Raw genomic sequence first — 26352 nt, 5'->3', positions numbered from 1 at the left:
TCGCGTGGTAGCGAACCTTGATGCTATTGAGCTGGTCAAGAAGCTCAATGCTGAGAACCGTTACGCTACCGCCAAAGAGCAGGCAGTGTTGGCGAAGTTCTCATCATGGGGTGCAGCAGCTGCTGTCTTTGATGAGAAGAACGAGGCCTATGCTGATGTGCGTGAGCGAATAGCTCAGGTGCTCAGCGATGAAGAAATCGCTCAGGCCCGTGAGGCTTCTTTAAATGCTCACTTTACGGACCCTGCGATTGTGCAGTCGATGTGGCAGTCACTGGAGCGTGCTGGTTTCAACGGTGGGGCTGTTGTAGAGCCTGGGTGCGGTTCGGGTAATTTTATTGGCGCGGCCCCGGCTTCTGCTCAAATGATTGGTGCTGAGCTCGATGGTATCTCTGCACAAATTGCTCACTACCTGTACCCGAGCGCAACTATTTACGCAGAGGGCTTTGAAAATATCCGGCTACCTGAGCAGACTCTCAGCGCTGCTGTGGGCAACGTGCCCTTTGGCGATTACCGTATTGTCGATAGGGTCGATAACAGTGAAGCCCTGTCTATCCATAACTACTTCATCAATAAGAGCATGAAGCGTCTAGCACCTGGTGGTTATGGGGCCTTTATTACTTCTGCGTTCACGATGGATGCTAAGACATCTAAGGCGCGTGCTGCTATCGCGGAACATTCTGATTTGGTGGCGGCTGTTCGTCTTCCTGACCATGCTTTTGCTGAGGTGGCAGGCACCAAGGTTGTTACCGATATTTTGGTCTTCCGCCGTCGTGCTGATGATGAGGCTCCAGACCGGGCGAAACAGGCTCAGGAGTGGGTCAATGGGTATGAAGAGACTACTGAAACTGGGGAAACGGTCATCACTTCCCGGTTCTTCGCTCAAAACCCTGATTTTGTGCTCGGTCAGCGTGAACTACGAACCAACCAGTATGGTCAGCCCCAGTTTGGTGTTACTTCTCCCGATACTATGGCGGTTCTGGCTGCTAAGGTACGTGAGGGGCTGGGCGAACAGCTTCGAAAGGCAGGGGAGGCGGGGCTAGGGTTTGACCCTCAGCTGGTGCCTACTGCCTCAACGAAACTTGAGAGCTTTGCCCCTGGTGGGGTGGTCACTCTTGATCAGATGGATACCGCTATTGAAGGCACCGTCCGTTTCAATCAGGGCACGGGAAAAGTTGAGCGTTTTGACGCTTTGCTGGGCCAGTGGGAAGCGGTAAAGACTGGTGGCCATAACGGTGTGTCTGAAGCTGAGATGCGTTCTTTGCTGTCCTTGAAAGAGCAAACTCGGCGTGTACTTGATGCTGAGAGCGATGATGAGCGCCGTGAGCACCTGTTGGTTCTGAATGATTCCTATGACCGTTACGTTCAGAAGTACGGGTTTATCAACCGCTTTACTCTGGTTCAGGGGCTCAAGCCCAAGAAGGCTGAGATTCGTGCTTTGGAGCCCGATGAACAGACCCTTGCTCAGTGGGAGGCTGAAGCTAACGCCCCTGATTCATTCCGCAAGGTGCAAAACCATCTGACTTTTCTGAAGACAGACTCTGATTTCGGTAAGCTCATTGCTTTGGAGGACTTCGACGATGAAGAGCAGGTCGGCAAAAAGTCCCGTCTTTTTGAGGTCAGCACCTACGGACGAAAACAGCTCCTAGCCGTGCTGAAACGCCTGCTGAGGCTCTTTCTATCTCTTTGGACGAAACCCGTAGCGTTGATCTAGAGCGTATTGGTGAGCTGCTGGGTGTTAGCGAAGATGAGGCTGTCGAGCAGCTCGGTGACCTTGTGTTCAAAGACCCTGCTGATGGGCAGTATGTTCCTGCGGTGGGGTATCTCTCAGGTAATGTGCGCGAGAAGCTGGAGGTAGCTGAGGAAGCTGCCGCTCTGGATAGCTCGTATCTGCAGAATGTGGAGGCCCTGAAAGATGTCCTTCCGCCCTGGGCCGGTATTGAGAAGATTCACCTCCAGGTAGGTGCCTCGTTTATGACCCAAGAGCAGTACCGGCAGTTTGCTCTTGAGACGTTCGGGGTGCCCCTGACCATCACCAAGTCACCTGATGGCACTGGGTGGGAAGTTCCGCACCGGAACGCAGATATGAAGCCCTCTGTGCGTTTGACCTATGGCACTAAGCGCCGTGGCCCTGCTGATTTGCTCGATGCGGTCATGAACAACCGGCAACCAAAAGTCTCTGATAAGGTCAAAGACCTCCATACTGGCAAAGAAAAGTATGTGCTCAATGAGAAAGAAACCAAAGAAGCACGCCTGAAAGCTGCCAAGATTGAGTACACCTTCAAAAAGTGGATTAGTTCCTCTCCTGCTCGCGTTGCCCAGGTAGAGCGTGAATTCAACCGCCGTTTCAACTCCTATGTAGCACCTGATTACAGTGTGCTCGGCCAGCACCTTGCACTGAAGGACATCTCACCGGACTTTACACCTCACCCTTATCAGCGTGAGGCTGTAGCTCGTATCGTCAATGAACCAAGCGTTTTGCTTGACCACGTCGTGGGTGCTGGTAAGACCGGCTCCATGATTATGGGTGCGTTGGAGCTGCGTAACCGTGGCATTGCCCAAAAGCCCCTGTTCGTGGTGCCTAATCACCTGGTAGAGCAGATTACCCGTGAGTTCTCTCAGTGGGCCCCGACGTCCCAGGTGCTGATGATTCCCACCGGCATTTCTGCTACTGAGCGTAAGGTGTATGCAGCAAAAGCACTTGCCGGAGACTGGGACGCAGTGATTATGCCCCAGTCCATTTTCAACCGGGTTGGTCTTTCAGCAGGTCGTCAGTCTCAGTTTTTACGGGAAGATATTGAAGCGCTGATTGCTCAGAAGCAGACCTCAGGCGATGATATGACGGTCAAGGCCATTGAGAAGCTCATCAAGCGCAAAGAGACTCGCATGGAAGAGCTCTTTGCCCGTAAAGATGAGGGCGTGACCTTTGAAGAGCTGGGCTGCGATTACCTGTTTGTTGATGAGGCTCATGACTTCAAGAACCTGGGGCGTGTCTCTGACTACCAGGAGCTTTCATGTGCTGGTTCTATGCGGGCGGCTGATCTGGATTTCATCTTGCGTGCTCTTCGTGAGGATAAAATTCAGGCCTCGGGTGGGCTGAACCGTGCCCCTGCCGTTGCTACCTTTGCTACCGGCACCCCGATTGCTAATAGCTTGTCGGAGCTGTGGGTGATGATGCATTACCTGCGGCCGGATGTGCTGGAAGATTTGGGTATCTCTTCGATTGACTCATGGGCTCGTGTCTTTACTCGCGCTGAGCCTGCGATGGAGGTTCAGCCTTCGGGTCTGGGGTTCCGTATCGTCAATAAAATTACTGAGTACGAGAACCTGGAGCAGCTTAAACAGCTCAACTCCCTTTTTACCTCAACGGTTACCCGTGATCAGATTCCTCAGAAGCTCCCGTCTATCGTGGGCGGAACCATGAAGAACATCAATCGTGATGCCTCTGAGCATGTGAAAAGCTACATGGATGATGTCGTCAAAACGATTGAAAACCCTGGGCCGGAGGACTATCTGATTGAGGTTCTGGGGCGTGCTCGTCGTGTCGCCCTTGATCCGCGTTTGGTTGGTCTGGAGGCTGATGAGGATGGCGGGCGTCCGCGTCTGGTTGCTAACGAGGTTATGCGTATTCACCGGCAGTACCAAGATACTGAGTACCTTGGGGCTGATGGTGCTCCTACCGTCCTGCCCGGTGGCTTGCAGGTCATTTTCTGTGACCAAGGGGCCCCTGGAACAAGTGCTGAGTTCAACATGTACGATGCGATGAAGGAAGAGCTCGTTGCTGCCGGTATGCCGGTGGAGAAGGTCGCCTACATTCATGATGCCGGTGATGATGCGGAGCGTGCAGAGCTCTTTAGCCGTTGCCGTAGTGGTGAGGTTTCTGTTCTGATTGGCTCAACCCAAAAGATGGGTACGGGTATGAACGTTCAGCAGCGTTTGACCGCTATTCACCATGTTGATATTCCGTGGCGTCCTGCTGATCTTGAACAGCGTGAGGGGCGCGGTATTCGTCAGGGTAATCAGAATGATGAGATTGAGATTCTCTCCTACGGCACCAAAGGTACTTTTGATGCGTATAGCTGGCAGGTTATCGCTCGTAAGCTCAAGGCTCTGAACCAGTGGAAGGCTGGCGAAGGGCTCGATTCCATGGAGTCTTTGAGCGGTGATGGTGACCCGCAGATGATGATTGCCTGGCTTACAGATAACCCTGCCTTGATGGAACAGCTGACTCTTACCGTTGAGGTTCAGCGTCTGTTGATGGAGAAGAACGCCGAGTCTTCCAGTGCTAAGGACTTGGAGTTTGAAATTAGCACGACTGAAGCTCGTATGAGCGGGCTTGAGAGTACGATGAAACTCTATGAGGCTGCCATTGCTCACCAGGCTTTTCTTGGGGTTCAGTTCTTCCTGGGAGATAAGGTCTTTGATGGGCGTACTAAAGAAGCAGGTGAGCAGCTCCTGCGTGGTCTTGCCTTGTTGAACCTTGCTGGTGCGAAGTCCCCTGATACGTTCTATCAGCTGGGGCAGATTGGCAATATTCCGTTTGTTGGTCAGCTGGATGCAATTACTGGTTTCTTGAACCTGAGGCTGGTTGACCCTGTGTCCGGGCAGGTGCTCCCTGGGTCTGGTCATAGCGTTGAACCTAACAAGATTGCTGCCGGTCAGGTGTCAGGTGTAGGTCAGCTGGCCCGTTTGGTGAGGGCGGCATCGACGCTAGATGCACAGCTTGAAGCCCTGCAACAGCGCCACCAGATGCTGGGGGACGAGATGATTTCTCTGCGCTCTAGGCTGTCTGAGGCTCGCGTGGGCTTTGCCAAGCAAGATGAGCTGGATGAGAAGCTGATGAGGCTTGAACAGCTATCTGCTGATTTGGGTATCGACTCCTTGGAGACTGAGGACTTTGACCGGGGCGAGGTTGATACCCGAGTAGATGACTCTGAAGCTGTGCTCAATGATGATGAAGTTGAGCTACTCTACGGGCAGGTCAGCGACGTGAATGCACTGCGTGATGGGGATGTTATCGAAATTGGGTCGGGTCAGAGCCTTGACCGTGGCCTATACCGGGTCTATTCCCAGCACCCTGTCACGGGTCAAAAGCCCCACTATGGTGTGTTCGTGTACGAAGACGAAGTGGTGGATTTTGATGCGGGCACTGAGCTGCCTGTGTTGTGGCCAGCGACTGATTTTGAGCTTGCCTCCCGCCTCTATTCGGCATTAGATGAGCGAGATAAGTTGATTCTTGAGCGTTCAGAAACGGATTGGGTTCCCTCTCCCCTGCATAAAGAGAAGACTTTTGACTACGTTAAGTCCTTGGAACCTGGTTCTAAAGTCACATGGTTCACCAGGGTTATGGGTGAGGGGAGCCAGCAAACTATCCTGCCGATTGACGGCGTCATTCAGGGAGTTGCTCCTGCCGGGTGGCCAGGCTACGATGTCACGTTCTTGGACACTGCTGGACAGGAGCACGTGGCTATGGTTACTCGTGGGGCACCGGGTGACTTTATCCACCGAGATGGTATTGATTTAGAAGCTGCGGCGGCTGCTGAGAAGGCCGCAATTGAAGCTGAATTAGCTAACCAGAAAAAGGTGAGCTCTACTAGGCTACTTCGTGGCGATATGCTACTGAAGGATGTGGAAGGTATTGGCAGGGCTGGGGATCAGTGGGTTGGTACTGGCTTTGTTGACCCCCAAACTCTTGAGTCTGTTCGAGAGCCAGGTTTCACCCCTGAGAAGGCCTACGATGCAGGGCTATTGACTTGGGATGATATTGCTCCTGGCCGTATTCTTGATGCTTCTGAGATGCTGATGGCATTTGACTCTGTTTTAAGTAGTGCGACGATTGGTGATTTGCGGGAGGGCGATGTTGTTGACGGTCAAAAGCTAGCCCCGAAGGCCGGTATCACTGAGCCCGTTCGTATTCTTGGCGTCTCTGGTTGGGGTTCTAAGCTCACCCTGTCCTACCGGAAGGTATCTGACCCTATCTGGGCGGAAACACAGGTCGTGAATCGTATGTCCTCTAGCAAGGTGGGTGCTATCACCGAGCGACGCTTTGGGGTACTGACTCCAGCGGAAAAGGCTATCCTTTCTGAGGTTGAGACGCGGCAACTAACCTTTGATAGTATCCCCGAAGAGGTCTATGGGTCGTGGGTGTCTGTTGTCTCTGACTCGCACTCAGAAAAGCCTATGCGCCATTTCGGTATTCTGCGGAACTGGAAACGCTCTGCTAGCTCATCGAGTACAGCTGAGGCTGTTCTGGAAATTGACGGCCAGCGTCAGACCTTTACTGTGAACAGCTGGAATGGCCAGCCTACTTTGTACATTCAGGGGACTCCCTCTGATATTGACTGGCGCGGGATGCTGCTGGGAGTTGATGGGCTTGGGTCTGCTCGCGGTGCTGGCTTTGAGGGTCTGCGTGGGTTCCGGGTTCCTGATTTTGGGACTGTGCGTGAGTTTACTCGTGCTGATGAAGCAGCGTCTGAGGTATCAGGTGAAGAGCCTGTTGAAGCTGTATCCTCTGTTCCTGAGTTCATTGCCCAGCCCGTTGATGTGGAGCCTGAACCTGCGCTAGAAGCAGAAGCTGTCACGGGTGAGGAGGCTGAGGGTTCCGAGGCGGAGGTACTTGTGCCCTCTGAGGTTTTCGTTCCTAATGATGATGTGGTGGAGGTGCCTAGCCTCCAGGTGCTCGTAACTCACCAGTATGAAGCCGACACTGAAACTGAGCAAGAAGCCGATGTGGCCGAGGATATTCAGGCGGTCGTTGCTGAGGGCTCTGGCCAGGCTGAGGTGAAAGTTGTTGCTGAAGACCTGGAGCAGGTTCGACACGATGTTGAAGAAGCTACCGAGGGTATCAGCACCGTGGATAGCCAGGGGCAGATTGTTACCAAGGGCCTGGATGCTGAGAGCTCGCTAGCCGTTGGCGTTGCCCGCGCGGCTCTGAAAGCTGCCGGCTATGAGCAGGATGTTCACGATACTGAGCTCGTTGATAACGGCGAGCAGCTACGGCCCCTCAATGATCTGGTGGTCGGTGACTATGTAGTGATTCGCCCGAGCGTTACTGCCATCGCCCCTGCCGCTGAATACGGTATCGAGCTGACCTCACAAGAAGCTGGGGAGTTCTTTGCTGAGGAAGATGTCCTGGTTGCTTATCTGGCGGCCAGGGGCAAAACAGATGATTGGAATAGCCATGTCTTTGAGGCTACAGATTCACGAGGCTCAACCTACCAGTTCACCTTGAACACTGTTTACCCTGTTCGGGAACTGCCGGTACTTTCAGATCCGGCCTACGCTCTGGAGCATACCTATGTCGGTGAGCATGTGAACCGCGATAGTATCTTGCGGAACTACGGTAGCGTTTCCCCTGCTACCTTGATTGTGGGGGATAGGGTTTCCTTCGCCGGTGTAAAGAACTGCGCTAACTATGACCAAGTTTCAGGGCATGACTTCCTGGTGCTTGATGTTCTAGAGGCAGAAGATGAAGAGCTCGTGTACTTGGCTCTTCAAGCACCAGATACGGGCGACGTTCTGGAGGTTGAAGCATCATGGTACAACGCTGTGTACTTGAAGCGCGCTACAACCGATGAATGGGCCGATATTGCTACCCGTGAGCATCAGGAATGGATTAATGCCAAGTTCTTACCTGTATCGGTGGAAGAGGTCGATACCGGGCAGACTGTAACGGTGGTTGGCACATCTTTGGATGGGGAGCCTGTTCAGGTTAGCGGTGAGGTAACATTCGTTGATGCCGGTACGCCCCTGCACGAGGCAACGGTTCAAGTTGAAGATGCCGCTGGTGAGGAAATCACTGTCGTTGAGGTAAAGCAGGTGCTTGAACAGCCTGCCGGTAGTGAGCCAGCAGCCGACGTCGCCCCTGATACTGAACCTCAGAGTCGCCCAGCACGATTGGATGAGAATATCGGGTACGTTGGGGTTGAGGACTTGACGGCGCCTGATGTACCTACAGAGTCTGGGCAGGTAGCTACTACCTTGACCTATGGGCAGGTGCGGGCCGGTGACCGCATTACTGATGGCACTGGTAACTGGTACTCGGTGTATAAGAGCACTATCAAGCCTGACGGTGATGTGGAACTGGCCTTTAGGGGAGCGAACCAGATGTTCACTACCACCATGCCAGCGGCCACCACTATTAGCGCTGACCCCTATCCTGCTGCACCGTTCTACGGCAAACTATGGGAGCAGGTGGAGGCAACTCGCGTGCGGCCCGGTGATCTGCTGAATGTCTTCGATAGCTCTAACAAGGCTTTGACGCTCAAGGTCTTAGACGTTCGGCAAAATGCCATGGGAATGCTGGTCGCTGATGTGCAAGGCCCCGGTGGTGTGCGCGATGACTTCCCTCTTCAGCCGCGTGACCTGGTTAAGCTAAAAGCTCCGCTGTGTGAAGAGCCTCGGGACGGTATACCCGGCGGGGCACAGGTCAGCGTTCCGGTGCAGAACCTTGAGGTTGGGAATGTCATTTCTCTGTATGGGAACTCTAACCGTCGTGGTGTAGTTCTGGGTGTTGCTGAAATGCCTGATACGGGTCTTATCCGTGTACATTATCAGCAGCTCGATGGGCCGGTGTCTAAGACGCGCTCTTGGGACTTCCCGCGGGGTTACTCTGCTCCCTTGTTGGAGAATCATCATGGGGCTGAGGTGGCCCAGGCTCGTTCTGCGGCGGATGCTCGGATGAAGAGTCCCGGCTATAGCCCTGAGCTTTGTCAGGGACTTAGTATTGACCACGGGACAGAAATGTCGTTCTAAAGACAAGACGACAGTAGATATGGTTACCTACTCAAATTTATGAGTGGGTAGCCATATCATCTCTTGGGCCTAGCGGTTGATTTTATTACGCCGTAGATACACCATACCCAGAGTGAACAAAGCGATGATAACCATAGGGAAAAGCCCGCTATACATAATCACCTGTTGAGGTTCACCAAGTAGATAAGGTGTACCGAGGAACTGCCCAATGCTTGAAAACACTGTAAACGTTGCACCAATCATAGCCCAAGCCTGCCCCTGGTTCTGTTCAGCGACCTCAGTATAGACAAGATTCCTTATTCCAACATTGTGGACTGCATTTCCTGCTCCACCAAGGAAGAAAAATAGTGTGATGAGTACAGGGCTGGGAAAGAAGCCTTCTGCAAAAATAGCCAGTGAGATGATGAAGCCACCTATCTTAAGAGACGCAGCAGGCGATAGTTTAAAGAGTTTTTGTTCCGTCAAATGAGCGCCCATTAGCGTCCCTACCGACCAGGATGCGACTAGTGCTGAGTATGCGATTGCTCCGGGGTCTCCGGGGAAGCTGGGGAAAAGGGGGGAGATGAAGTTTCCGCCAATATCCTGCAAGTAGACAACTCCTGAGAGGTCTTCCACGCTGGTGGAAAGTACCACTAAAAGCATGATGGGAAGGTAATAAATGATGTGGTGATTGTTTGAGATTACCTTGATGCCAAGTAGCGCATCTTTCCAGGAAATACTATCCAGTTCTGGAGGGGCTCCTTGAGGGGCTGCTTTGAAAATAATAAGAAAGCAGGCTGCGAGTAAAATTATGAGTGGGATAAATGAATGGTTAGGGGCTAGTGCGTAGAGAAGTGAGGCGAGCAGGGGAGAGAGAATGCCTACGAGTGCGCCTGTGCTCACGAGGAAAGAGCTTGCTTTTTCTGGGGTGATTCCTTCTATACGTGGTAAGGCTTTGAATACTACTGATCCGCTGATAACTCCAGCAGCGGAGTATATTACTACAAGTAGAATCCATAGAATGAGGGATTCGCTGATGCTCAGGAGAAAAACACTGAGTATCGAGACTATGATTGATCCCAGCCAGAGGGGCCTGAGACTCATACGGTCTACTAAATTGCCAAGCGGGGCGGCTAGAATGACCCCTGTGAGTGCTGATGTAAGCGCAATTGCGGTTAGAGACCAGCTGTTTGCTGTTGAAGATAGTTTAAAGATGAGTAGAAAATATACTGAAGCGTGTGCTAGGGATTCGATAAATACTGCGGCGAGAACTATTTTTAGATAGATTTTACTGGTCGGGGAGAGCATTGATGTTTCACCTATCCTTTATCATTTATGAAAAGTTAGGGTTGACACTTCTAGTCCTTCTGCTCCTCCGTCCCCTACGTAGCATGGGATAGTGCTGCGGAGATTCCAGCCTGCTATTTTTGCAATGTCAACTATATCTTTATCAATCCACAGCCTCTCTACTGAGCTCATCAAAGTCGCAACAACACCGTCAGCACGGTCGTCATCCACGTATGAGTTATGTCGTATAAAGGGAGGGTCATAATGAAAACCTCTCCACATGAGCTGCTCTTTCCCGGTTTCCCCTATGTAGTTCTCCGCAGATATGGTTCCTGAAATGTTTCGGATTTTCTTTTCTGATTCGCTTGTAAAAGCTGATACAACTAAGACACCTGTGGGGCAAGTGATTTCTTTTGCCTTGCGTATCAGTTCAAAAACTGAGTTGATGTCGGTAAAGCAATTAATGGAAACAGACCCTATATAGGCCACATCAAAATCTGTGCTAAAAGGGTGGGAAAAAATATCGCCTTGTATGTATTCTTCAAATATCTTAAATTCGCTGGCTCTGGATTGATAATTTTTATAAGCGGCTTCGGATAGGTCGATTCCGTAGAAGGTGCCTTGGGCTCCGTTTTGTTGAAGTCTGTAGGCTATTCTGCCGTCTCCACACCCAATATCCAGTATTTTTGATTCAGGGATTGTTGTAATACTCTCGCTTAATGCTTTGATGTCCCATTCTTGGTTCCATGAAGTGTCTTTCATGAAATGAGACATGGTTGGTCCATAATGTCCCTCGTGCTGTAAATTTTTATTGCTATCTGCTATCCAAGAAAAGGGGCCAAAGAATTTATCCATATATGCCAAACTTCCTTGTAGTTTATTAACTCGTATGCAGGGTGTGTGTGATTGAATGGGGTTTCCAGGGATGTGAGGTGCAGAGGTGTGTTGGGTGTGGTGCTAATAAGTTGTCTCCGAGAGAAGACCTGCTCAAAGGAATGATGTGTATGGTCTGTCTGCAACGAAACTGTTGCGGGTTGGATGAAGCTCTTGCCTCTGTTTTACCCATACCACCTTTGAGCAGGTCTCCTTGGGAAGCCTCCTGCGTTCTACATAACGGTAGGGGGCTTGGGCTTAGGGTACTGTGCGGTTTTCATCGAATCACCTCCTATCTGTCTAGAAAACTATCAGAAAGTAGATGTGGGTCACAATTATTACGGGTGATGAAGCGGTATAGGCGCCCGGCAACAGGGAAGCTAATGTAAGGTGCACCATAGATTGGTCTTGCAGGGATTCTGCGCACTTTGATGATGACGCCGTTATTCGGTGGTAGCTGAGTCCAGTTCCCGAAATAGGCTAACTATCCAACTGTTCCAAAATGAACAGTTGGACACCAACCGGTGGATAAAGGAGCTACGACATTTCCCATTCAGCCCCTGGTTCTTCAGCCTCCATTGCCTCTAACCATTGCTCTGCCTCAATCATGACCGGATCAGCTTCCATCTCATCCCACAGATCTACAAATTCTTGTATCTCAGCCGGTAGTTTGATGCTATCGGTCTCAACATTCCAGGTCGTTGCTTTGAGGTGCTCAAGGTTCAAATTGCTGATAACAGAGCTAAGACGCTCATAGTAAGCATAGAGCCGCTTCGAACTGGAGCTAGGTGTCTTACCTAAGTAGGTAGGGGCGTCTTCCTGGTGGGATAGGGCCCGCAAGAGAACTACCTGATGGTGAATATCAGGAATGAGCGGGTAGTTTTCTTTGAGCTGAGCTACCCAGGGCTCTGCCTGATTCTGGTACAAGATACTGTCTACTCGTTGACTGATTTTTGCCCTGATAGCTTCCTCTACTGTTGCCTCATCTTCTGACGCGAATCGTAGGTGAGGGATGAGCTCAGTGGGCATGGACTCCGCGTGTTCCTGAAGATAAGCAATTGTGTCTTCGAGAGAATCGATAGTTTCAGGTATATCTGTGAGGTCAATCATTGCCTCTTTGGCTGCTAACACCAGGGCCTTGTATTCAGGGGTCTGAACATAGTCTTCAGGTGAACGGCCTGTTTTCTGTAGCCAAGTGTGCACACGGCGTGTTGCTGAAAGATCTGCCAGATAATCCAGCTCGGATAGGGAACGGCCTAAATCGTTGGCCCAGCCATGTTCAGCGTCGCGGACTTCGTGGGCTGTCTTATCGACATCGGATTTATCCATAATGCCAGCTAACACACCCAGCACAGTATCAGCTTCGATACGGCGCATTATGCCCCACTGGTCTGGGCCGTCTTCCTGTGCTGAGGCCGGGGCTTCGATATGAATTTGGTTGTTCTGCTTGCCGCGGGTCATAGCTACATAGAGCTGCTCACGGTTGTATTCGGTGCTGATTGCTACGTGGCAGGTGTCCACGGTAAGACCTTGAGAACGGTGAATTGTGCAGGCGTACCCTAGCTCGATAGCTTCGCGAGCATACCAGCGGGGGATAGAAAGCGTCGCCCCTGTATCTTCACGGGTTGTAGTGATAATGCTCGGCCCAACGTGCGTGAGTTTCAGGCGAGTTCCGTTTTTAATGAAGTCACCTGTATCGTCAATAAGCTGGCGGTCGTTCAAACGCGCAAGAAGAGTATCACCTAGATAAGCTTTACCGGTGCTAATAGAAACTGGAAAGTTTGAATCGACCTGACCGGTAGCAATCAAATCTTCTTGGGCCCGCTGATTGAGCTCCAGGACGCTTGCGTTAGAACCAGCAATGAGAACAGTGCTCTTTCCCTCTTGCTTATCCTCACGCCAGGCCTCGTAGGCCGAATCAAGAGCATTATCTGCAACGCTAATTCGCCCCTTATCAAGGTACTCTTTGAGAACATCAGTGTCGCCAAGACGTAGACGCAATGACGCTGCCTTCTCCCAGTCCGCTTTGAAACGCCACACACTCGTCAGGTGCTGAGCGTAGCCTTTATTCTCAACCCACCCGAGAAAACCACCGGCGTCCACGGCATCTAGCTGTCGCGGGTCGCCTACCAGTAGCATCTTCGCGCCAACGGATTTGACCTGCTGGTGAAGCTTGTAGAGGTCTTCGGTTGAAGACATCGAGGCTTCATCAACGATGAGCAGCTGGCCAGGTTTAATGGTGAATTTTGTTTGGGCGCTAATAAGAGTGGTAAGCCTGGTACGGGCAGAGTCTAGCGCGGTGAGAGTAGGGGTATGCTTGGGGTTCTGCGCAAGACGAAGTTCAAGGCGCGTAATTTTCTTTTTGAGCTTCATATACTGTTCTGCTCGGTGCATAGCGCCTTCGCCTACTGATTCATAAATCCATTTCGCGGTATTCTCGGTGCTGATTCCCAGTTCTTTGCCAAGCACAGCTGCCGCAGCAGCTGATGGGGCCAAACCAATAATAGAGTCCTTACCTTGTTGAGCTTCCCAGGCAGTGCGAAGACCAGCTAGTGTTGAGGTTTTGCCGGTTCCTGCCGGGCCGATAATAGCGCTAATGGATTTGTCACTGGTAATAACAGCGTGAGCCGCGGCTAATTGGTCAGGCGCTAGATGGTGGCCAGCATCGCTAGTATGCATCTGCAAGTCATGCATCGCTTTCTCAACGTTTTTAGCGTAGGTGCGTGTCGTATCGGATGTAACACCGGCCATGAGGTCAGCTTCGCGCTCTAGGACTTCAACAGTGGTGTACTCTTTTTCCTCATCTCGGTCAAAGACACTGGTTCCTCGTAGGCTAAGACCTTCTTGTGAAAGGCCGGGGAGATTATATCGGTCAGGGGTAAGCTCAACGGCAGCGTTGAGGGCTCGGTCTACAAGCTCGTTGGCAAAGTGCTCACGTTCTTCAAGGGAGCTAAATCGGATATCGGCTGTGAGTCGGTGGGCAGAGGCTAGAAGATTGTACCGGGTAAAGGTGGGGTGCTTAGCGATAGTACGTTCTAGGACTTCGCCGGCAATTTCAGTAATGGCTTTATCTGTAAAAGTTGCCTTGTTGTAGTAGGTGATGTTGTGGCCTGTTGCTCGGCTGATGATTTCTTCAGGGTGATAACCGGCTTTGAGGGTGCGGATTCGCCATTGGCTCATTCGTTGGGCGAGGGGGAGCTTGAGGGCCGGCTTATCTTCACGAGATTGTAGCGTTGCCGCTCTCCTAAATTCTAGAACCACTTCTTCAGGAGCTTGCCTACCATGAGTCTTTTCCCATTGAAGAACCATGCCGTCTTTGAGAGTTTCAATGCTCATAGTGCGTTGTGAAAACTCCGCGATGAGCTCATCAGGTACGTCAGCAAGCTCCATGCGGCGGTTACGCTCAGGAACTTCTTTATTTCGCAATACCTGCATTAAGGGGTCCCGTTGCTCAGCCTCAGCCTGAACCCGTTGAGCCAGCTCATCAAAGAGAATATTGTTATACATTTCAGAGATAGTCACAACTGCCTTATGCAGACCGTAGGAATCAAGAGTAACCCAGGCACCGTCACTTGCGCGCTGGAGACGATTAGCGATAACAGCATGAGTATGGAGTTGCGGGTCGCCGGCACGTGAGTCGAAGTGGTCGAACAAAGACGCAATGATGCCATTCGCTGCCACTCGAACTACACCGCCGTCGCCTGCGCGTGTCTGAATGATGTTTTCCTCTGCCCAGGAAAGGGTCTTGCGGACAGCTTCTTGGTGAGCGGCATGAATGCGGGCCTGGGTGGAATTATCGGCAACAGCCCAAAGAACGGAAACTGACTTGGGTGCGGAAAAGGTCAAGTCGAAACCGGCAACGGGTTTCCGTTTCTTGGAGGTGGGGCGTCCTGATGCGGTTTTCGCTCCTTCGGGTGCTTCGGTTTCTTTGATGGGCGCTTTTCCAAGCCGTTTTCCGTTGTTGGGGTTCTTCGCCTCTTCGTATATAGCGATTGCGGCATACTCTGATACAAGTGCTTCATCCTCGAAACCAAGGGCGGCAATACCTTTTCCATACCAGCGTCCGCTGGGATCCCCCGAGCCAGTGTAGTACCCGGTGAGCTGCCCACGGCTGGAAGCATCATCTGCTGAGGCGATAGTTGAGAGATAGTAGCGGATATCCATCCGGGATATAGAGACTGTCATGACTGTTCTTCTTTCTTCTAGCGTGACTGCTGATTGGACGTTTGATTCTTGAGCGCTTGGATTCGAGCCTTCTTCCGGTGCATGACCGTATTGGGTTTCTTAGACTTGGGGACTTCTTGAGCAGGTGCATGGTATGAAATGAAAGCCTTGAATCGCATATGCCGGTTCCTGTCGTGGCCATCCCACTCTCTTCCTGGCTTCTTGCGGAAATACCAGCGGGCAAAGTACTGATAGTCCACAAAGAGTGAGGCCGGAGCGGAAGCAGCAGCCTGCAGTTTGGCAATGACCCTTCGGGTGCCTTCCGATTCCTTTTTGAAGTGCTGCGACTGCCCCAAGAGGTACTCGGCAGCTACTTGCGCTTCCGCATGTTTCTGTTGCGCTTCTTCTGCCTGGTGGCGCAAAACGAAATTCTGCGCTTCCAGCTCTTCGATACGTTCTGTGTAATCGGAAATGAGCTTCTTATAGGCAGCTGCTACCCTTATTTCCGATTTCCGTTGCCGATTGCGAGCCGTTGCGACTGCCGATTGCGCTTCTAATGCCCTGCTGCGATTCTTTGCGTTGAGTTGCCGTTGCCGTTTCACCAGAGCTTCAAGACGAGCAATGCGTCTTTCCTGCTCTTGAAGCTGAGCTTTCAACTCAGAGGAACGTAGCACCTCAGCATCAAAGATCTCTTGATGACGGTGACGCCTACTCTTCGCTTTGGAGCGGCATTTAGCTGAACAGTAGATACGTCGCGAGGAACTCGTAGGCGGCAAAGGACCTTGGCAGACTGGGCACAGCGGCTGGATAGGTTTCATACTCCTTACTTGTCATGCTGGCCTCAACGGGTAAGTCGTAGGGGTTACGATGTAACCCCTAAGTGCATTTCAATGCCACACGTGTGTTGCATTTTTCTTTGTATTTTGTGATTTTTGCTGTTCCTGTTCTTTATGGTTGCTGTTCTGTTCTTATTAGGTGTATTCTTCTTACTTTCTTCTCTCATGTTCTGCTGTTCTTTTCTCTCTTGTGGTTCTCTTCTTGCTCTTCCTTGTTTTCTTCTGGTTTGCTTCTATCTTCTCTTGGGTGCCTTGTGTTGCTTCTTCTGGTGGGCTCTGACTGCTTTGATGTTTTGGCTGCGGTAGCTACTGCTAGGAAGGTAGTGGCATTTTTCTTTGCTTCTTCGCAATGCAGCTGTTGCGATTTGCCGGTTGCGGATTTCTGTTTCCGTTTTCCACTGCCGGCTATGAGCTGCCGTCGCTAAGCATTGTGTTTTCGTTTCGAATGTCTTGCTAGGGCGTTGCGTTTCCGATTGCGGATTTCCGTTTTGCCATTTCCGATTTCGCAGAAGGTGGAGGATTCCGGTTCTGGTTTCCAGGGCAGTAGATACATATGCCGTTTGGGTTATGCGTAGAGAAGTGAACTGCCGGTATCAGTTCGGCAGCCCACCGTTGATTTAGTCCCATTCGGTGTAGAAGAATACTTCCCCTTCGTGCTTCTCTTCGCTATCCTTGTAGGCTTCTTCTATGCTCTGACCCCATAGCCGCTGACAGAGTGCCTCTGCTCTGGTCTCATCCGCTATGTAGGCCTCGCCCATCTCATACATCCATCCGGCGTTCATGCACTCACCAGTTTCTGAATCTATCCGCCATTCTGCTCCGTTGAAGTTTGCATCGTAGGGGTTAAGCGCGCAGTATTCCAGTTCGTCCTCATGTACCTCGCAGCGGTTAGAGGGATGAAGATAGATGCGCTGAAGACTATAGCCCCGTGTGACAAAATTTTTCAGGCTCTTATCCCATTCCAGGTACTCCAGCTTATGAGGTGACTCTGCCTCTTCGACTACTGCATTACCCCAGTCGTAAACATATCCCTGCTGGCTCCTCATTACTTGTGTTCCTTTCACTTGCTCCGGCAGGATGGCTATCTGGCTGGTAGCTGTCCCGTCCCTGCTGGCATTCGAGGCTAGGTCCAAGCCCCTAGCCTCGAATGCCAGCAGGGCCCACACGATAGGTAAACGGTAACTGAGATTAGGAGATCCTATAAGGAGCTTGCGACGCAATAGGATCCCCTAGCCGAAGAGCTGTAGGTACAAGAAAGGCGTTGATCTTAGACAAGATGCTCTGCATCGCATCTAAGATCAACGCCGTGACTCTAGCTTGTTTACGTCACTTTGAGGAAACCCCGACACCGCAAGAGTTGTGCCGGGGCCGGCTAGTTGTTTAGGCAACTAGCCGGGGCGCCCGCTGATATGAGATATCAAGAACCTGACCAATATCCTTAAGAGTTAGCCCCTGCTGCTTGAGCATCTTAGCTGCCTGCCGGGACTTCTCAGCAGCTAAAGAGTTTGAGAGCTTGGCCTGCATGAATAGATGCTCTGCTTCTGCTCTGACCTCTGCAATATCCTCAGGCAGTTGGATTTTCAAGGCGATAGTGATTTCTTCCAGGGCCTCATCATTCATACCGCTGATGAAGTCTTTGGCCATTTCTTCGGCTTCTGCAAGAGATCTAACTTGGGTGCCCTGGATAAAGCCCTCGATGTCCAGGTGCCAGTATTTTCCGCTCTTGATAGCTGTAGTCTTGTAGGTCTTCATTACTTCCACCAGTCCTTTCCTCATGACTCCGCTGCCTGTTTGTAGATGCCCTTGGCTGTGAGTTCGTTGATTTCGGTGTGCCGGGGGATCGATATGCGTTGTCCATCTAGTGTGTAGATGTCATGATTCCCTCCGCTTCTGTGTTGGGTGAACTCTAGACCTCTTTCTCGCGCGGCTTGGTTGATGTTTTTGATGAGGCTGTGTTTCTTGGTCACGCTATAATTCCACCCCACACTTGAATTGGGTTTCAAGTGTGGGGTGGAATTATTTGCCCTTTGACTAAACTCTCTTGCAGTGGCTGTGGCCTTCTAAGCTGCTTGAGGGAGGAATCTGTCAAGGGCCTCTCGAATGACCTCAGATGTGCTCACGCCCTGTTCTTGGGTATAGCGGGTAAGGCGGTCTTTGATGTCGGGGGTTACTCGGGCGTTGATGCTGGGGGAGTGGCCGTTGACGGTTTCAGCAAGGGCTGGGCGTCCTCGGGTGGCAGCTGCGACGATTTTTTCAGCGCGGGCAACACCTTCAGGGGTTCTAGGTAGGATGGTCGCTTTGTCTAGAGCTTCAAAAAATTCATCAGACTCTGCCCACTGGGAGAGGGCTTCACCAATTTTTTCGTGATCGGCTAGGGTGAGGTTGTTGAAGTCGATATCTTTGAGGTTATCAAGCTGTGACATGGTTTTTCTTTCTATTGAAGGGTTTTTGTGTAGGTCTTGCCGCGGAGTTTCATGCAGTGGAAGATAACAATATCTGGTGTAACTTCGTAGACCATAACTTCTAGTAAATCACCCTTGAGGGAAGGGCCGATGTAGAGGTCGGGGTCGGGTAAGTTGGGGATTCTCGATTGCTCAAACCGTGGTTTATGGCGATGGTAGTTCTTGATTGCATTGAGCGCGTCAGTTTCTGTGTACCCGTGCTTTGCTGCTGAGGGCAGGAAGATGAACTTCATAGTATTATTGTGTCACATAAATAATTGTGTTGCACATAAATTAGAGGTGTTTTGTCGAGTGTCTGGCTAGATATGGGTGGGAACTTTTGGGGAATCAGCACTGCCTAAGAATGAAGCCACTTCCTTGGAGAGCCTGGATGTCTACACCGCAGAAGCTCAATTAGCCCTAACCCTGAACCCATTCCGCACATAACCTGCCATATCTGAACAAGCTGGCCTGCATACCTCACTGGCACTTCCTAGCTCACGAACTCCTAGGGCAAGCAAAAACCCCGCTCTCTGTCGCGCTCTGCGCGTCAAAGAGGGCGGGGGTTTTGCGCGGCAGTCGGTCAAGCGCGGCGCTTGCGCGGGGGCGGTGGTAGCCCCCGTAATGCTTCGTGCCATGGGAAGCTATGTCGCAGTAGTAGGAATATCTGGAGGTGAAGAGCTCTAAGAGCTGTGGCAGCAGCAGGAGGTGTTAGGGGGCGGGTTTTTGATGATATTGTGCATCTCTGGGGATCAGAGGATTTGTTTTTGGGGCTTTGTGGATTTCATGAGCCTACTTTATGGATGCTCTCCTGGCTGCCCTGAAAGGAATGCATGCTCCAGTGGTAGTACCTTTGTACTGAGTCTATGGAAACAATGGCGTAATCTCTTGTGACAACTTTTAACAGACGCTACGCTTTAAAGTGTCTTAAGTCACTATAGATTTTTGGTATTAACACCTTTCAAGGAGATGGAACAACGATGTCTACTTCTCGACGTACAGCAACTAAGGTTCTTTGCGCAGGCTTTGCGTTGGCAATGATGCCTCAAACAAAAGTTTTCGCCTCGGAGTCTCTTACTCCTGAGGAAGAGAGAGCCTATCGGGAATTACAAAGGCAGTTTGAGCATCTAGATCAAATGAGTGACCGAGAGATATCTGTTGCGGTTCATGAGTTGCAGCAAACGGTTCACGTACGTCGTGCTGTGCCCCTGCCAGGTCCCTTCGCAATTCTTAGTTGCGCTGGCTCCGCATGGTGGATTTTTAGGGACGGTACAGACGAGCATCGTGTGATGAGTCAGATTACTGATGTCATTATGTCGTGTATCGGTATTCCTGGCGGGGCATTTATAACTCTTAAGGTATCTAGGCTTATCTGGGACCATCGTCAGAAAGTCATTGCTATATTAAGCGCAATGGGTTTGACTGCTGCACAGCTTGCTCCGCTGCAAAAAGCTCCCCGGCCTTAGCTGGGGTCCTGGGCTAAGATGAAAAAAGTAATTCTTACAGTCGGAATCTACATGGCTGTTATGGCTAGCATCATCGGCGCTAGTAGTTGGGTTACAGGAAGGGCTTATTGGGAGCTTGTCGAGGCATGGTGGATACCTTTAAGTATAATGTTTTTGTGGGTGGTGTGGGTTACTACGCGGGAGCAGAAACATGGAAACTCGCAAGGTGAAGCATAGATAATCTCCTGCTTAGCGCTGAAACTATTTCACACAGCGTTTGAGTGCTGAGATGATGGGCTACGAATTAAAGGTGGGAGTCTTACTTATCAAGTAAGACTCCCACCGTATCTGCGTCACTAGATGATAGAGCGGTTTAGAGCTCCTTCTTGTTCTTATCTTTGCGTCGTCCGCCGAAGACAAGCCAGGCTGTAAGCCCGATAAAGCTAGCACCCAGTACGGCAAACAGGGCTTTGAACCAGTCAAAGGTGCCCGATACTGCTCGCTCAGTATCAGCATCGGCCTGTGAACTCGTGGAGTCTTGGGAACCTTGCTCGGTGCGTGCTGGCGCAGGCGAAGCCGTATCGCCGTTCTGTAGGTCTTGTGCGTTAGCTTGACGGCCCGGTGCGGCACCGGCCTGAAGATTGCTGGTAAACTCGCGTGATTCTAAGGTGCTGTTCTCACGGGCGCCGGGAATGAGAGCTTCGAGGGTTTCGCTGAACTCGCGAGAGGCTGTTTCTCGCTGGGGCGTTGCCGTTGCGCTTGAAAGGGTGTCAGGGATGCGGGTTGCCGCAGGCTCGCGGAGGGCTTCGATGATGTTGGTGGGCTCTGCTGTATCCAGATCTGTTGCTTCGAGCTGGTGTTCTTCGGTCACAGGGAGGTTCTCGATAGCAGGGTTTGCCGGGTTGGTTGGTTCTGCGGGCTCAGTCGGTGCTGGGCTTTCTGGTAGGGCAGGGTCAGCTGGAGCTGGTTCAGCTGGAACTTCAGGCTGAATCGGCTCGGTAGGAACTACGGGATCTGCCGGTTCAACAGGCTCTACTGGTTGCTCAGGCACAACGGGGTCTACCGGCTGAACAGGTTCAACAGGCTCCACCGGCTCTACTGGAACTACGGGGTCTACCGGCTCCAGAGGCTGCTCAGGCACAACGGGGTCAACCGGGTCAGTAGGCTCTGGTTCTGAGGGCGAGACGATAATCTTCGTCGTCACCTCCTTATCACCAACGGTTGCCGTCAGAGTGTACTCACCCGGAGCTAGGCCCTGAGTATCGAGAGTCAGGATTACTTCGCCGTTCTCGTCCGCAGTGCGAATGATATAGGCCTTCAGCTCGCCATCTGCATCACGCAGTTCAATGACCACGTTAGCTGAATCAGTGAGGGTAAATTTGACCTCTGCATCCGCGGTGGGAACGCCTGTAACTTGAAAGTCGTGGACGTCGCCCACAATGAGGGTCTGCTCTTCTTCTGCAAATGCTGGGGCCGGTTCTTCAGGCGCTGGCTCTTCGGGAGTGGGGGTAGGTTCAACGGGCACCTCAGGGTCTACAGGCTCCACAGGTGTCTCGGGCTCCACTGGGTCAGTAGGTGCCGGGTTCTCAGGCTCTACTGGCTCAACGGGGGAGTCGGTAGGAGTGCTAGTAGGTTCTGGTTCTGTGGGGGTAACAGTTTCCTCAGGTGAGGGAGTAGGGGACGCCGTGGAGGTTTCGCTGGGCTCAGGTGATGGGGCCTCTGACGGTGTTGTGGTGGCTTCTGCTGTTGGTAGGGCTGTCTCATGAGGAATTGGGGTTGCCGATTCAAAGGGTGCAGGAGCAGTGGTAGCGGTGGGTTCAGCTGTGGCTGTGGCTGAGGGCTCTACTGCCGGTTCTGTAATGGGCTCTGTTGTGGCAGTTGGTTCAGCAGTGGCAAGCGGTTCGGAGGCCGCAAGAGTTGCAGCTGAGGCCGGTGCGAAAATTGCCTGGTCGGTGGTGTCCGGTGCAGGTAGAGATTCAGCGGACGCTGTAGCCAACGGTAGAGCAAGGGTTGGAGCTACCAACAGAGCAGTAGCTAGGGTCTGTGACTTTTTCACAAGAGGTTCCTTTCGAGAAAGAAGGGTGTGTTAGGAAAGGGTGGCGGGGTAGGCCACAATTCGGTTTCCTGCTTGGGTGATAAGAGTTGAGCCGGACTGGGCCAGAATGATTTTGTTCGAGAGGGCGTAGCCAGCCTCAATGCCTTGGAAGATGTAGGTTGCTCCATTGGGGGCTGAGGCTAGACCAAATGTTCCCTTGGCCGGGAGCCCTGTGGTGCCATTTGGCAGGACTGTCTGAAGTTTTCCGGTACGAAGAGAAAAAATGTAGGGCCCATAGGTTGCTAGGTCATTTCCCTGGCCGATAACCCAGGAACGCTCAGTGCTATCGATGGTGGGTTCTAAAGATTGCAACGGGCCGTCAATAACTTCTACGGGCTGGCCTGAACTCAATGAATGGATAACGAGTTTGACCTGGCTTTGGTCGGTAACTGAGTTGAGGTTTTGCGCCCAAATGCTGGCGGCATAATCGTTGCCGATGCTGACCCACTGGAGCATAGAGTAACCGGCCTCAGGGGCAACTAGGTCAATGGCGGCAACGGCCTGACCAGCAGGGTCAGTAACTTCTGATGGCACGTCATACCCAAGAGAGACAAGGCCCCTATCGGTAAATGCCCATGGAGAAAGGCCCTGCGGTGACTGGTATTGCTTTAGACCCTCCTGGGTGAACCTGAAAACGTTGGCCTGTGGGTCTTTGATGATGATTTCAGCTGATGGGCGGGTGACGGTTGCTCCTGAGGGTAGGTCGGCGGTAATGAGTTTGCCCTCTGTGTTAGATTCATCAGCGCTCCAAGCGGTGAGCTTGGTCTTATCGGCGTTGAGCCATACGATGCCGGGTTTGCCGTCGATGGTGGTTTCGTCGATAACTGCGATTTCTGTCTCGCCGGTGATGCTTCTTATTTCCTTGCCAGTGGTGTTGGAGTAAAGAGTAATAGTCTTGCCGTCGATGATGGCAGTTGCGGCCTGTGATGAATGGACACGGGCACCATCAGGGATGGGGAGCGTCCAGGCAGGTTGTTGGGTGTAGCCCACCGGCAGGTCTACTACGGTTTGGCTGATAGCGGTTGCGGTCGGCAGGGTCGAGGCTTCGGTGTTGGCTTGGTAGAGAGAGATGCCGGCGAATGCGCTGGCTCCAAGGACAGAGCAGGCAGCTAAAACCCCAAGGGTCGTGAGCAGTAGCCGTTTACGGCGTGGGGTTGGTTTCTCGTCGTCCTCATCTTCATCTGTCTCTTGCTGGCCTGAGAACATCTCTTCCAGAGTGGAATATCGAATCATCTGGGGGCGCTCTTCTTCGGCCTGCTCTTGGGTCTGCTCAGGGGCAGTCGCGGGTTCTTTGGGAGCAGGAGCTTCGGCAGGGGAGAGGGCGCTGGCAGGCAGGTCTGGCTCAATAGAGAGGCCTTCTTCAACTGTTCCATTTTGAACAGTTGGTGCTACAGGTTCCTCGGGTTCTTCGGGCTCAGACTCGGAAGTATCAGCTTGGATAGGCGCGGCTTGAACTACCTTGGGCTCTACCTCTTCGGTCATCACAGGGGCCGCAGCTAGTCGGCTCTGGAATGTTTCTTCTTCCAGCTCTTGTGATTCTGTCTCGGGGGTAAAGGTGAGAAGAGCGTCGTCTTCGGGGGACTGGTCTTTAACGGTCACCTCAAAGGCTGTGCCGGTTGAGTCGGCGACACGCTGGGCGTGGGTCGTGAAGTCTTTGAGGGAACGGAAGTAGGTAGGGGCGTGGTCTTCGGATACCGATAGGAGCCAGCCATGAAAGAAGAGGGTGCTGTGGCGGGCGGTTGGGGGTGCCTCAGTGGGGTCGGTTAAGACCTTGGGCTCGGTTGCGCCTTGCTCGTAGAGATAGGTGCCGAGAATTTCAGATGAGTTGGCGTCAAGGCAGGTGAGGATATAGGGGCTCTGGTGAATGGTGACCTGCTGGGCAGTGACAGTGTTGACGCGGCCCCAGGTGCTCACCGTAACGTCGGTCTGGTCGCTACGCAGGCTCAGCCGGTTAGGGGCTAAGATGATCTGCGTTTGGCGGTTTGATTCCACTGGTTTTGCTTTCTTCGTTGGTTGTTTCTAAGGCAGATGCCCCGGTGTGAGTCTGTTGCTCGCACCGGGGCACTACGTGGAGGGCATGGTGCCTAGCTTTGTCCTTAGAAAGGGTTTTCGTTGATGTCTTCACTCTCATCGACTGCGGTGGTAAGGCACTCAAGGAGGTCTTCTACCTCGGTGTCCTTGTAGTCAATCCACCAGCGGGCTGAGGTGATGAGTCGGGCAGGAGCCAGGTAGGTTGCCTCGAACTGGTCTTCATCCATCTGGGCGTCCGCTCCGCGAACTAGTTGCTCAAAAGCGTTCATCAGTAGCTCATTGCGCGCGGTCGTAGCCCAAGGGACTTGTTTCTCGGTGCCTTCCAGTGCAGGTAGGTCAAGCTGTTGTTGGTTTTCAAGGGCTGCTTGGTAGAGCATTTTCTTGTATTCCTCAGCTCCTTCCTTGCGGTAGCAGCGGGAGCAGATTTGGGCTGAGAGCCAGGAGGCAAATCCTTTACGCTTACCGGCTGGGCGGTCTGAGAGGTCGCGTTCTTCGGTGTGGCCGCACTTGTGTTTGATGACGAATACGGTGGGGATGGCCATGGTAGGTGGTCTCCTTTGGGTTTTGTGCTTGTTTTCAGTGGTTCTTGGTGGTTGTGGGGGCTGTGGGTAAGTCAGTGAGGTAGTTTGTGAGTGGAGCCTGCCCAGTGATGCAAGCCGTCACAAAGTCCTCACGGATTTTGATGCTTACAGAAACTGAACAGGCCCCTTCACTTAGATATATGCAACCTGCTTGCTAAAACGGTGGGTTAGCAAGCAGAAAAGTTGCTACACTTCCAATCCTGGTAGTCCCTGTACTACAGACTCGAGGGATGTTTCGGCAATCCCGATGTACTGTTGAGTCGTAGCAATATCGGCATGCCCCAATAGTTCCTGGACGGCCCTGATATCTTGAGACTGAGCATAAGCAGTTGTCGCAAACCAATGGCGTAAGCTGTGGCAGCTGTACCCCTTGCCTAAGAGCCGGCCAATCGTTTTAGCAACATTGTCGTGACTACGATGCCCAGTGAACCTGCCTGGAAAGTAGTAGCCCTCGCGCTTTAGCTGTAAAAATGGCTCTAGCTGTGGGTGTACAGGGATACGGCGCATATCGCCTCCCTTACCCGTTACGGTGAGCCATCCTGGAGAATAATTATCTGTATGTAGCGAGGCAATCTCAGTGCGTCGCAGTCCAGCTAAAGCACCTAGCAGAACCATCATCGACTGCTCTGTAGTCTGAGCTGTATCTAGGGCTGCGTTGAGCACTTCCGTTGGCAAAGGACGAGCTTTTGCCCTGGGAACACGGATAGGCAGAAGAATCTCTGTAGGGTTATCAGGACGGCGACCTGTGACCTTGAGGTAATGGAAGAAACGGCGCGCGGAGGCCAGAGCGCTTCGGCGGGAATTGGGCTTCCATCGTGGGTTTGCTAGCCAGCAGGCGATTTCTGAGCTACTTACCTCTGTAGGCGCAGAAGAAACGGCCTGTGCTAGGGTACTGAGCCATCGTAATCGTGTTTCGATGGTGCGCTCTGTACGTCCGGCTGCTTGGAGCCATTGTGCGAAATCGGTCAGGGCGTCAGCCCAAGGGGTGGTCAGCATAATTTGCTTCTTTCTCGATAATCTGATGAATGAGAAAGAAGTGGGGGAGTCTATGCTGGCCCCTGGGTTCTGTACTTATCTGGGGAGAGGAATGGGGCTAGAGCACACTCGTGCTCTAGCCCCATTATTTAGTGGTTATTAGTAGGGTTCTTTAGCGTGGCGGGCCTGTTTTCATTGGTACGGATTATTTTCTGGTCAGGGTCAGCTGATAAGTTCTTTTGATCCAGGCCAAGGTATTAGACGCCCAGCGTCCCTCAGACGGGGTGGATGAGAATCTGATAGCTGGCTTATCCGGGTAATCAGGGTGGGTGGCTTTGTAGTGGCCTCTGTTGCCTAGGCGTACTGTGAATCCGTTGGCTTTGAGGAGACGGGCCATGTCGCGGCCGTTGTTGGGCATAGGTATTTTGTGCATATGTTCATTATCTCAAACAGTGTTGTGTGTCACCTGTGAAGCTGGTTGCCTGAGGGATGCTTCATTGCCGGGTATTTCGACGATGGGGGCTTGTAGTAGGCCGCGGGCTTTGAGGTGTGCGGCTATGGTCGGTTCGTTCTCTAAGCTGATAAGCCGGTAGGGGAGGGCATGGTCATTGAGCTTGCGCTGGGTGAGTCTGCATTGATGGCAGTTTGGAGTGGTGTAAAGGTTGATGGCGGACATGGTGGTTCTTATTTCTGGTGTACTGGTGTCCAGTGCTACCTGTACCTCAGCGGTGGTGCCGCTGGTGGCGCATACCTGTATACGCGAGTTCTGATATGTACTGGCTTTAGTTCCGACAATTATAAGACCACTAAAGCACCATCAACCACCTCCTGCGGAGTCCGATAACCAAGACCCTGATGCAACCGACCAGCATTCCACCAAGCAACCCAAGACGC

At 52.2% G+C, this 26352-nt stretch carries 17 protein-coding genes; 3 read left to right on the top strand and 14 right to left on the bottom strand.

Annotated elements, in window-relative coordinates; translation table 11 throughout:
• Positions 1 to 4 precede the first annotated feature (4 nt).
• Positions 5 to 1711: a hypothetical protein gene (locus E4U03_RS07745; protein ID WP_135012981.1), complete on the top strand. Its 1707-nt coding sequence runs from the start codon at positions 5 to 7 to the stop codon at positions 1709 to 1711.
• Positions 1684 to 8751, top strand: coding sequence for a DEAD/DEAH box helicase family protein (locus tag E4U03_RS07740; protein WP_135012980.1), 7068 nt, complete (start codon positions 1684 to 1686; stop codon positions 8749 to 8751). The genes E4U03_RS07745 and E4U03_RS07740 overlap by 28 nt, the downstream gene beginning before the upstream one ends.
• A 69-nt stretch (positions 8752 to 8820) precedes the next feature.
• On the opposite strand, the gene E4U03_RS07735 is transcribed toward E4U03_RS07740, so the two are convergent.
• The 9 genes from E4U03_RS07735 to E4U03_RS07695 all read right to left on the bottom strand — a co-directional run bounded on the left by E4U03_RS07735 (position 8821) and on the right by E4U03_RS07695 (position 18585).
• The gene (locus E4U03_RS07735) at positions 8821 to 10038 is read right to left on the bottom strand and encodes an MFS transporter (RefSeq protein WP_135012979.1); all 1218 of its coding nucleotides are present in this window, start codon (positions 10036 to 10038) and stop codon (positions 8821 to 8823) included.
• 21 nt (positions 10039 to 10059) lie between these two features.
• Positions 10060 to 10872 carry a class I SAM-dependent methyltransferase gene (locus tag E4U03_RS07730; protein WP_135012978.1) on the bottom strand — a complete coding sequence of 271 codons (813 nt, stop codon included), beginning with the start codon at positions 10870 to 10872 and terminating at the stop codon, positions 10060 to 10062.
• 555 nt (positions 10873 to 11427) lie between these two features.
• Complete coding sequence (mobF, locus tag E4U03_RS07725) at positions 11428 to 15075, bottom strand: MobF family relaxase (protein WP_135012977.1); 3648 nt, start codon at positions 15073 to 15075, stop codon at positions 11428 to 11430.
• Between the two features lie 17 nt (positions 15076 to 15092).
• The gene (locus E4U03_RS07720; protein WP_135012976.1) at positions 15093 to 15872 is read right to left on the bottom strand and encodes a hypothetical protein; all 780 of its coding nucleotides are present in this window, start codon (positions 15870 to 15872) and stop codon (positions 15093 to 15095) included.
• A gap of 635 nt (positions 15873 to 16507) precedes the next feature.
• A complete protein-coding gene (locus tag E4U03_RS07715; RefSeq protein WP_135012975.1) occupies positions 16508 to 17110 on the bottom strand; it encodes a hypothetical protein in 603 nt (200 codons plus the stop codon).
• 160 nt (positions 17111 to 17270) lie between these two features.
• Entirely contained in the window at positions 17271 to 17642 is a 372-nt protein-coding gene (locus tag E4U03_RS07710) for a hypothetical protein (RefSeq protein WP_135012974.1), read from the bottom strand.
• Positions 17643 to 17662: 20 nt separating this feature from the next.
• A complete protein-coding gene (locus E4U03_RS13780) occupies positions 17663 to 17857 on the bottom strand; it encodes a type II toxin-antitoxin system HicA family toxin (protein WP_416220622.1) in 195 nt (64 codons plus the stop codon).
• Between the two features lie 93 nt (positions 17858 to 17950).
• Entirely contained in the window at positions 17951 to 18313 is a 363-nt protein-coding gene (locus E4U03_RS07700) for a ribbon-helix-helix protein, CopG family (RefSeq protein WP_135012973.1), read from the bottom strand.
• An 11-nt stretch (positions 18314 to 18324) separates the two neighbouring features.
• A complete protein-coding gene (locus tag E4U03_RS07695; RefSeq protein ID WP_135012972.1) occupies positions 18325 to 18585 on the bottom strand; it encodes a hypothetical protein in 261 nt (86 codons plus the stop codon).
• 726 nt (positions 18586 to 19311) lie between these two features.
• Here E4U03_RS07695 and E4U03_RS07690 point away from each other — a divergent pair.
• Positions 19312 to 19797 carry a hypothetical protein gene (locus E4U03_RS07690; protein ID WP_135012971.1) on the top strand — a complete coding sequence of 162 codons (486 nt, stop codon included), beginning with the start codon at positions 19312 to 19314 and terminating at the stop codon, positions 19795 to 19797.
• Between the two features lie 352 nt (positions 19798 to 20149).
• Here E4U03_RS07690 and E4U03_RS12855 read toward each other — a convergent pair whose 3' ends face one another.
• The 5 genes from E4U03_RS12855 to E4U03_RS13775 form a co-directional block, all read right to left on the bottom strand.
• Entirely contained in the window at positions 20150 to 21832 is a 1683-nt protein-coding gene (locus tag E4U03_RS12855; protein ID WP_167752361.1) for a hypothetical protein, read from the bottom strand.
• Between the two features lie 30 nt (positions 21833 to 21862).
• The gene (locus E4U03_RS07680; RefSeq protein ID WP_135012969.1) at positions 21863 to 23863 is read right to left on the bottom strand and encodes a hypothetical protein; all 2001 of its coding nucleotides are present in this window, start codon (positions 23861 to 23863) and stop codon (positions 21863 to 21865) included.
• 104 nt (positions 23864 to 23967) lie between these two features.
• Complete coding sequence (locus E4U03_RS07675) at positions 23968 to 24444, bottom strand: hypothetical protein (RefSeq protein WP_135012968.1); 477 nt, start codon at positions 24442 to 24444, stop codon at positions 23968 to 23970.
• Positions 24445 to 24669: 225 nt separating this feature from the next.
• Complete coding sequence (locus E4U03_RS07670) at positions 24670 to 25479, bottom strand: tyrosine-type recombinase/integrase (protein ID WP_135012967.1); 810 nt, start codon at positions 25477 to 25479, stop codon at positions 24670 to 24672.
• A 424-nt stretch (positions 25480 to 25903) separates the two neighbouring features.
• Complete coding sequence (locus E4U03_RS13775) at positions 25904 to 26134, bottom strand: glutaredoxin domain-containing protein (protein WP_135012966.1); 231 nt, start codon at positions 26132 to 26134, stop codon at positions 25904 to 25906.
• Positions 26135 to 26352 lie beyond the last annotated feature (218 nt).

This window comes from Rothia nasimurium, assembly GCF_004569295.1.
GTDB lineage: Bacteria > Actinomycetota > Actinomycetes > Actinomycetales > Micrococcaceae > Rothia > Rothia nasimurium_B.
Note: the sequence above shows the minus strand (reverse complement) of the source record. Positions and strands in the feature narration are given on the sequence as shown.

What these genes read in the sequence shown, in the direction of transcription:
- E4U03_RS07735 (WP_135012979.1), bottom strand. Translation starts at nt 10,038, where the DNA reads ATGCTCTCCCCGACCAGTAAAATCTATCTAAAAATAGTTCTCGCCGCA.
- E4U03_RS07730 (WP_135012978.1), bottom strand. Translation starts at nt 10,872, where the DNA reads ATGGATAAATTCTTTGGCCCCTTTTCTTGGATAGCAGATAGCAATAAA.
- mobF (WP_135012977.1), bottom strand. Translation starts at nt 15,075, where the DNA reads ATGACAGTCTCTATATCCCGGATGGATATCCGCTACTATCTCTCAACT.
- E4U03_RS07720 (WP_135012976.1), bottom strand. Translation starts at nt 15,872, where the DNA reads ATGAAACCTATCCAGCCGCTGTGCCCAGTCTGCCAAGGTCCTTTGCCG.
- E4U03_RS07710 (WP_135012974.1), bottom strand. Translation starts at nt 17,642, where the DNA reads ATGAAGACCTACAAGACTACAGCTATCAAGAGCGGAAAATACTGGCAC.
- E4U03_RS07700 (WP_135012973.1), bottom strand. Translation starts at nt 18,313, where the DNA reads ATGTCACAGCTTGATAACCTCAAAGATATCGACTTCAACAACCTCACC.
- E4U03_RS07695 (WP_135012972.1), bottom strand. Translation starts at nt 18,585, where the DNA reads ATGAAGTTCATCTTCCTGCCCTCAGCAGCAAAGCACGGGTACACAGAA.
- E4U03_RS07690 (WP_135012971.1), top strand. Translation starts at nt 19,312, where the DNA reads ATGTCTACTTCTCGACGTACAGCAACTAAGGTTCTTTGCGCAGGCTTT.
- E4U03_RS07675 (WP_135012968.1), bottom strand. Translation starts at nt 24,444, where the DNA reads ATGGCCATCCCCACCGTATTCGTCATCAAACACAAGTGCGGCCACACC.
- E4U03_RS07670 (WP_135012967.1), bottom strand. Translation starts at nt 25,479, where the DNA reads ATGCTGACCACCCCTTGGGCTGACGCCCTGACCGATTTCGCACAATGG.
- E4U03_RS13775 (WP_135012966.1), bottom strand. Translation starts at nt 26,134, where the DNA reads ATGTCCGCCATCAACCTTTACACCACTCCAAACTGCCATCAATGCAGA.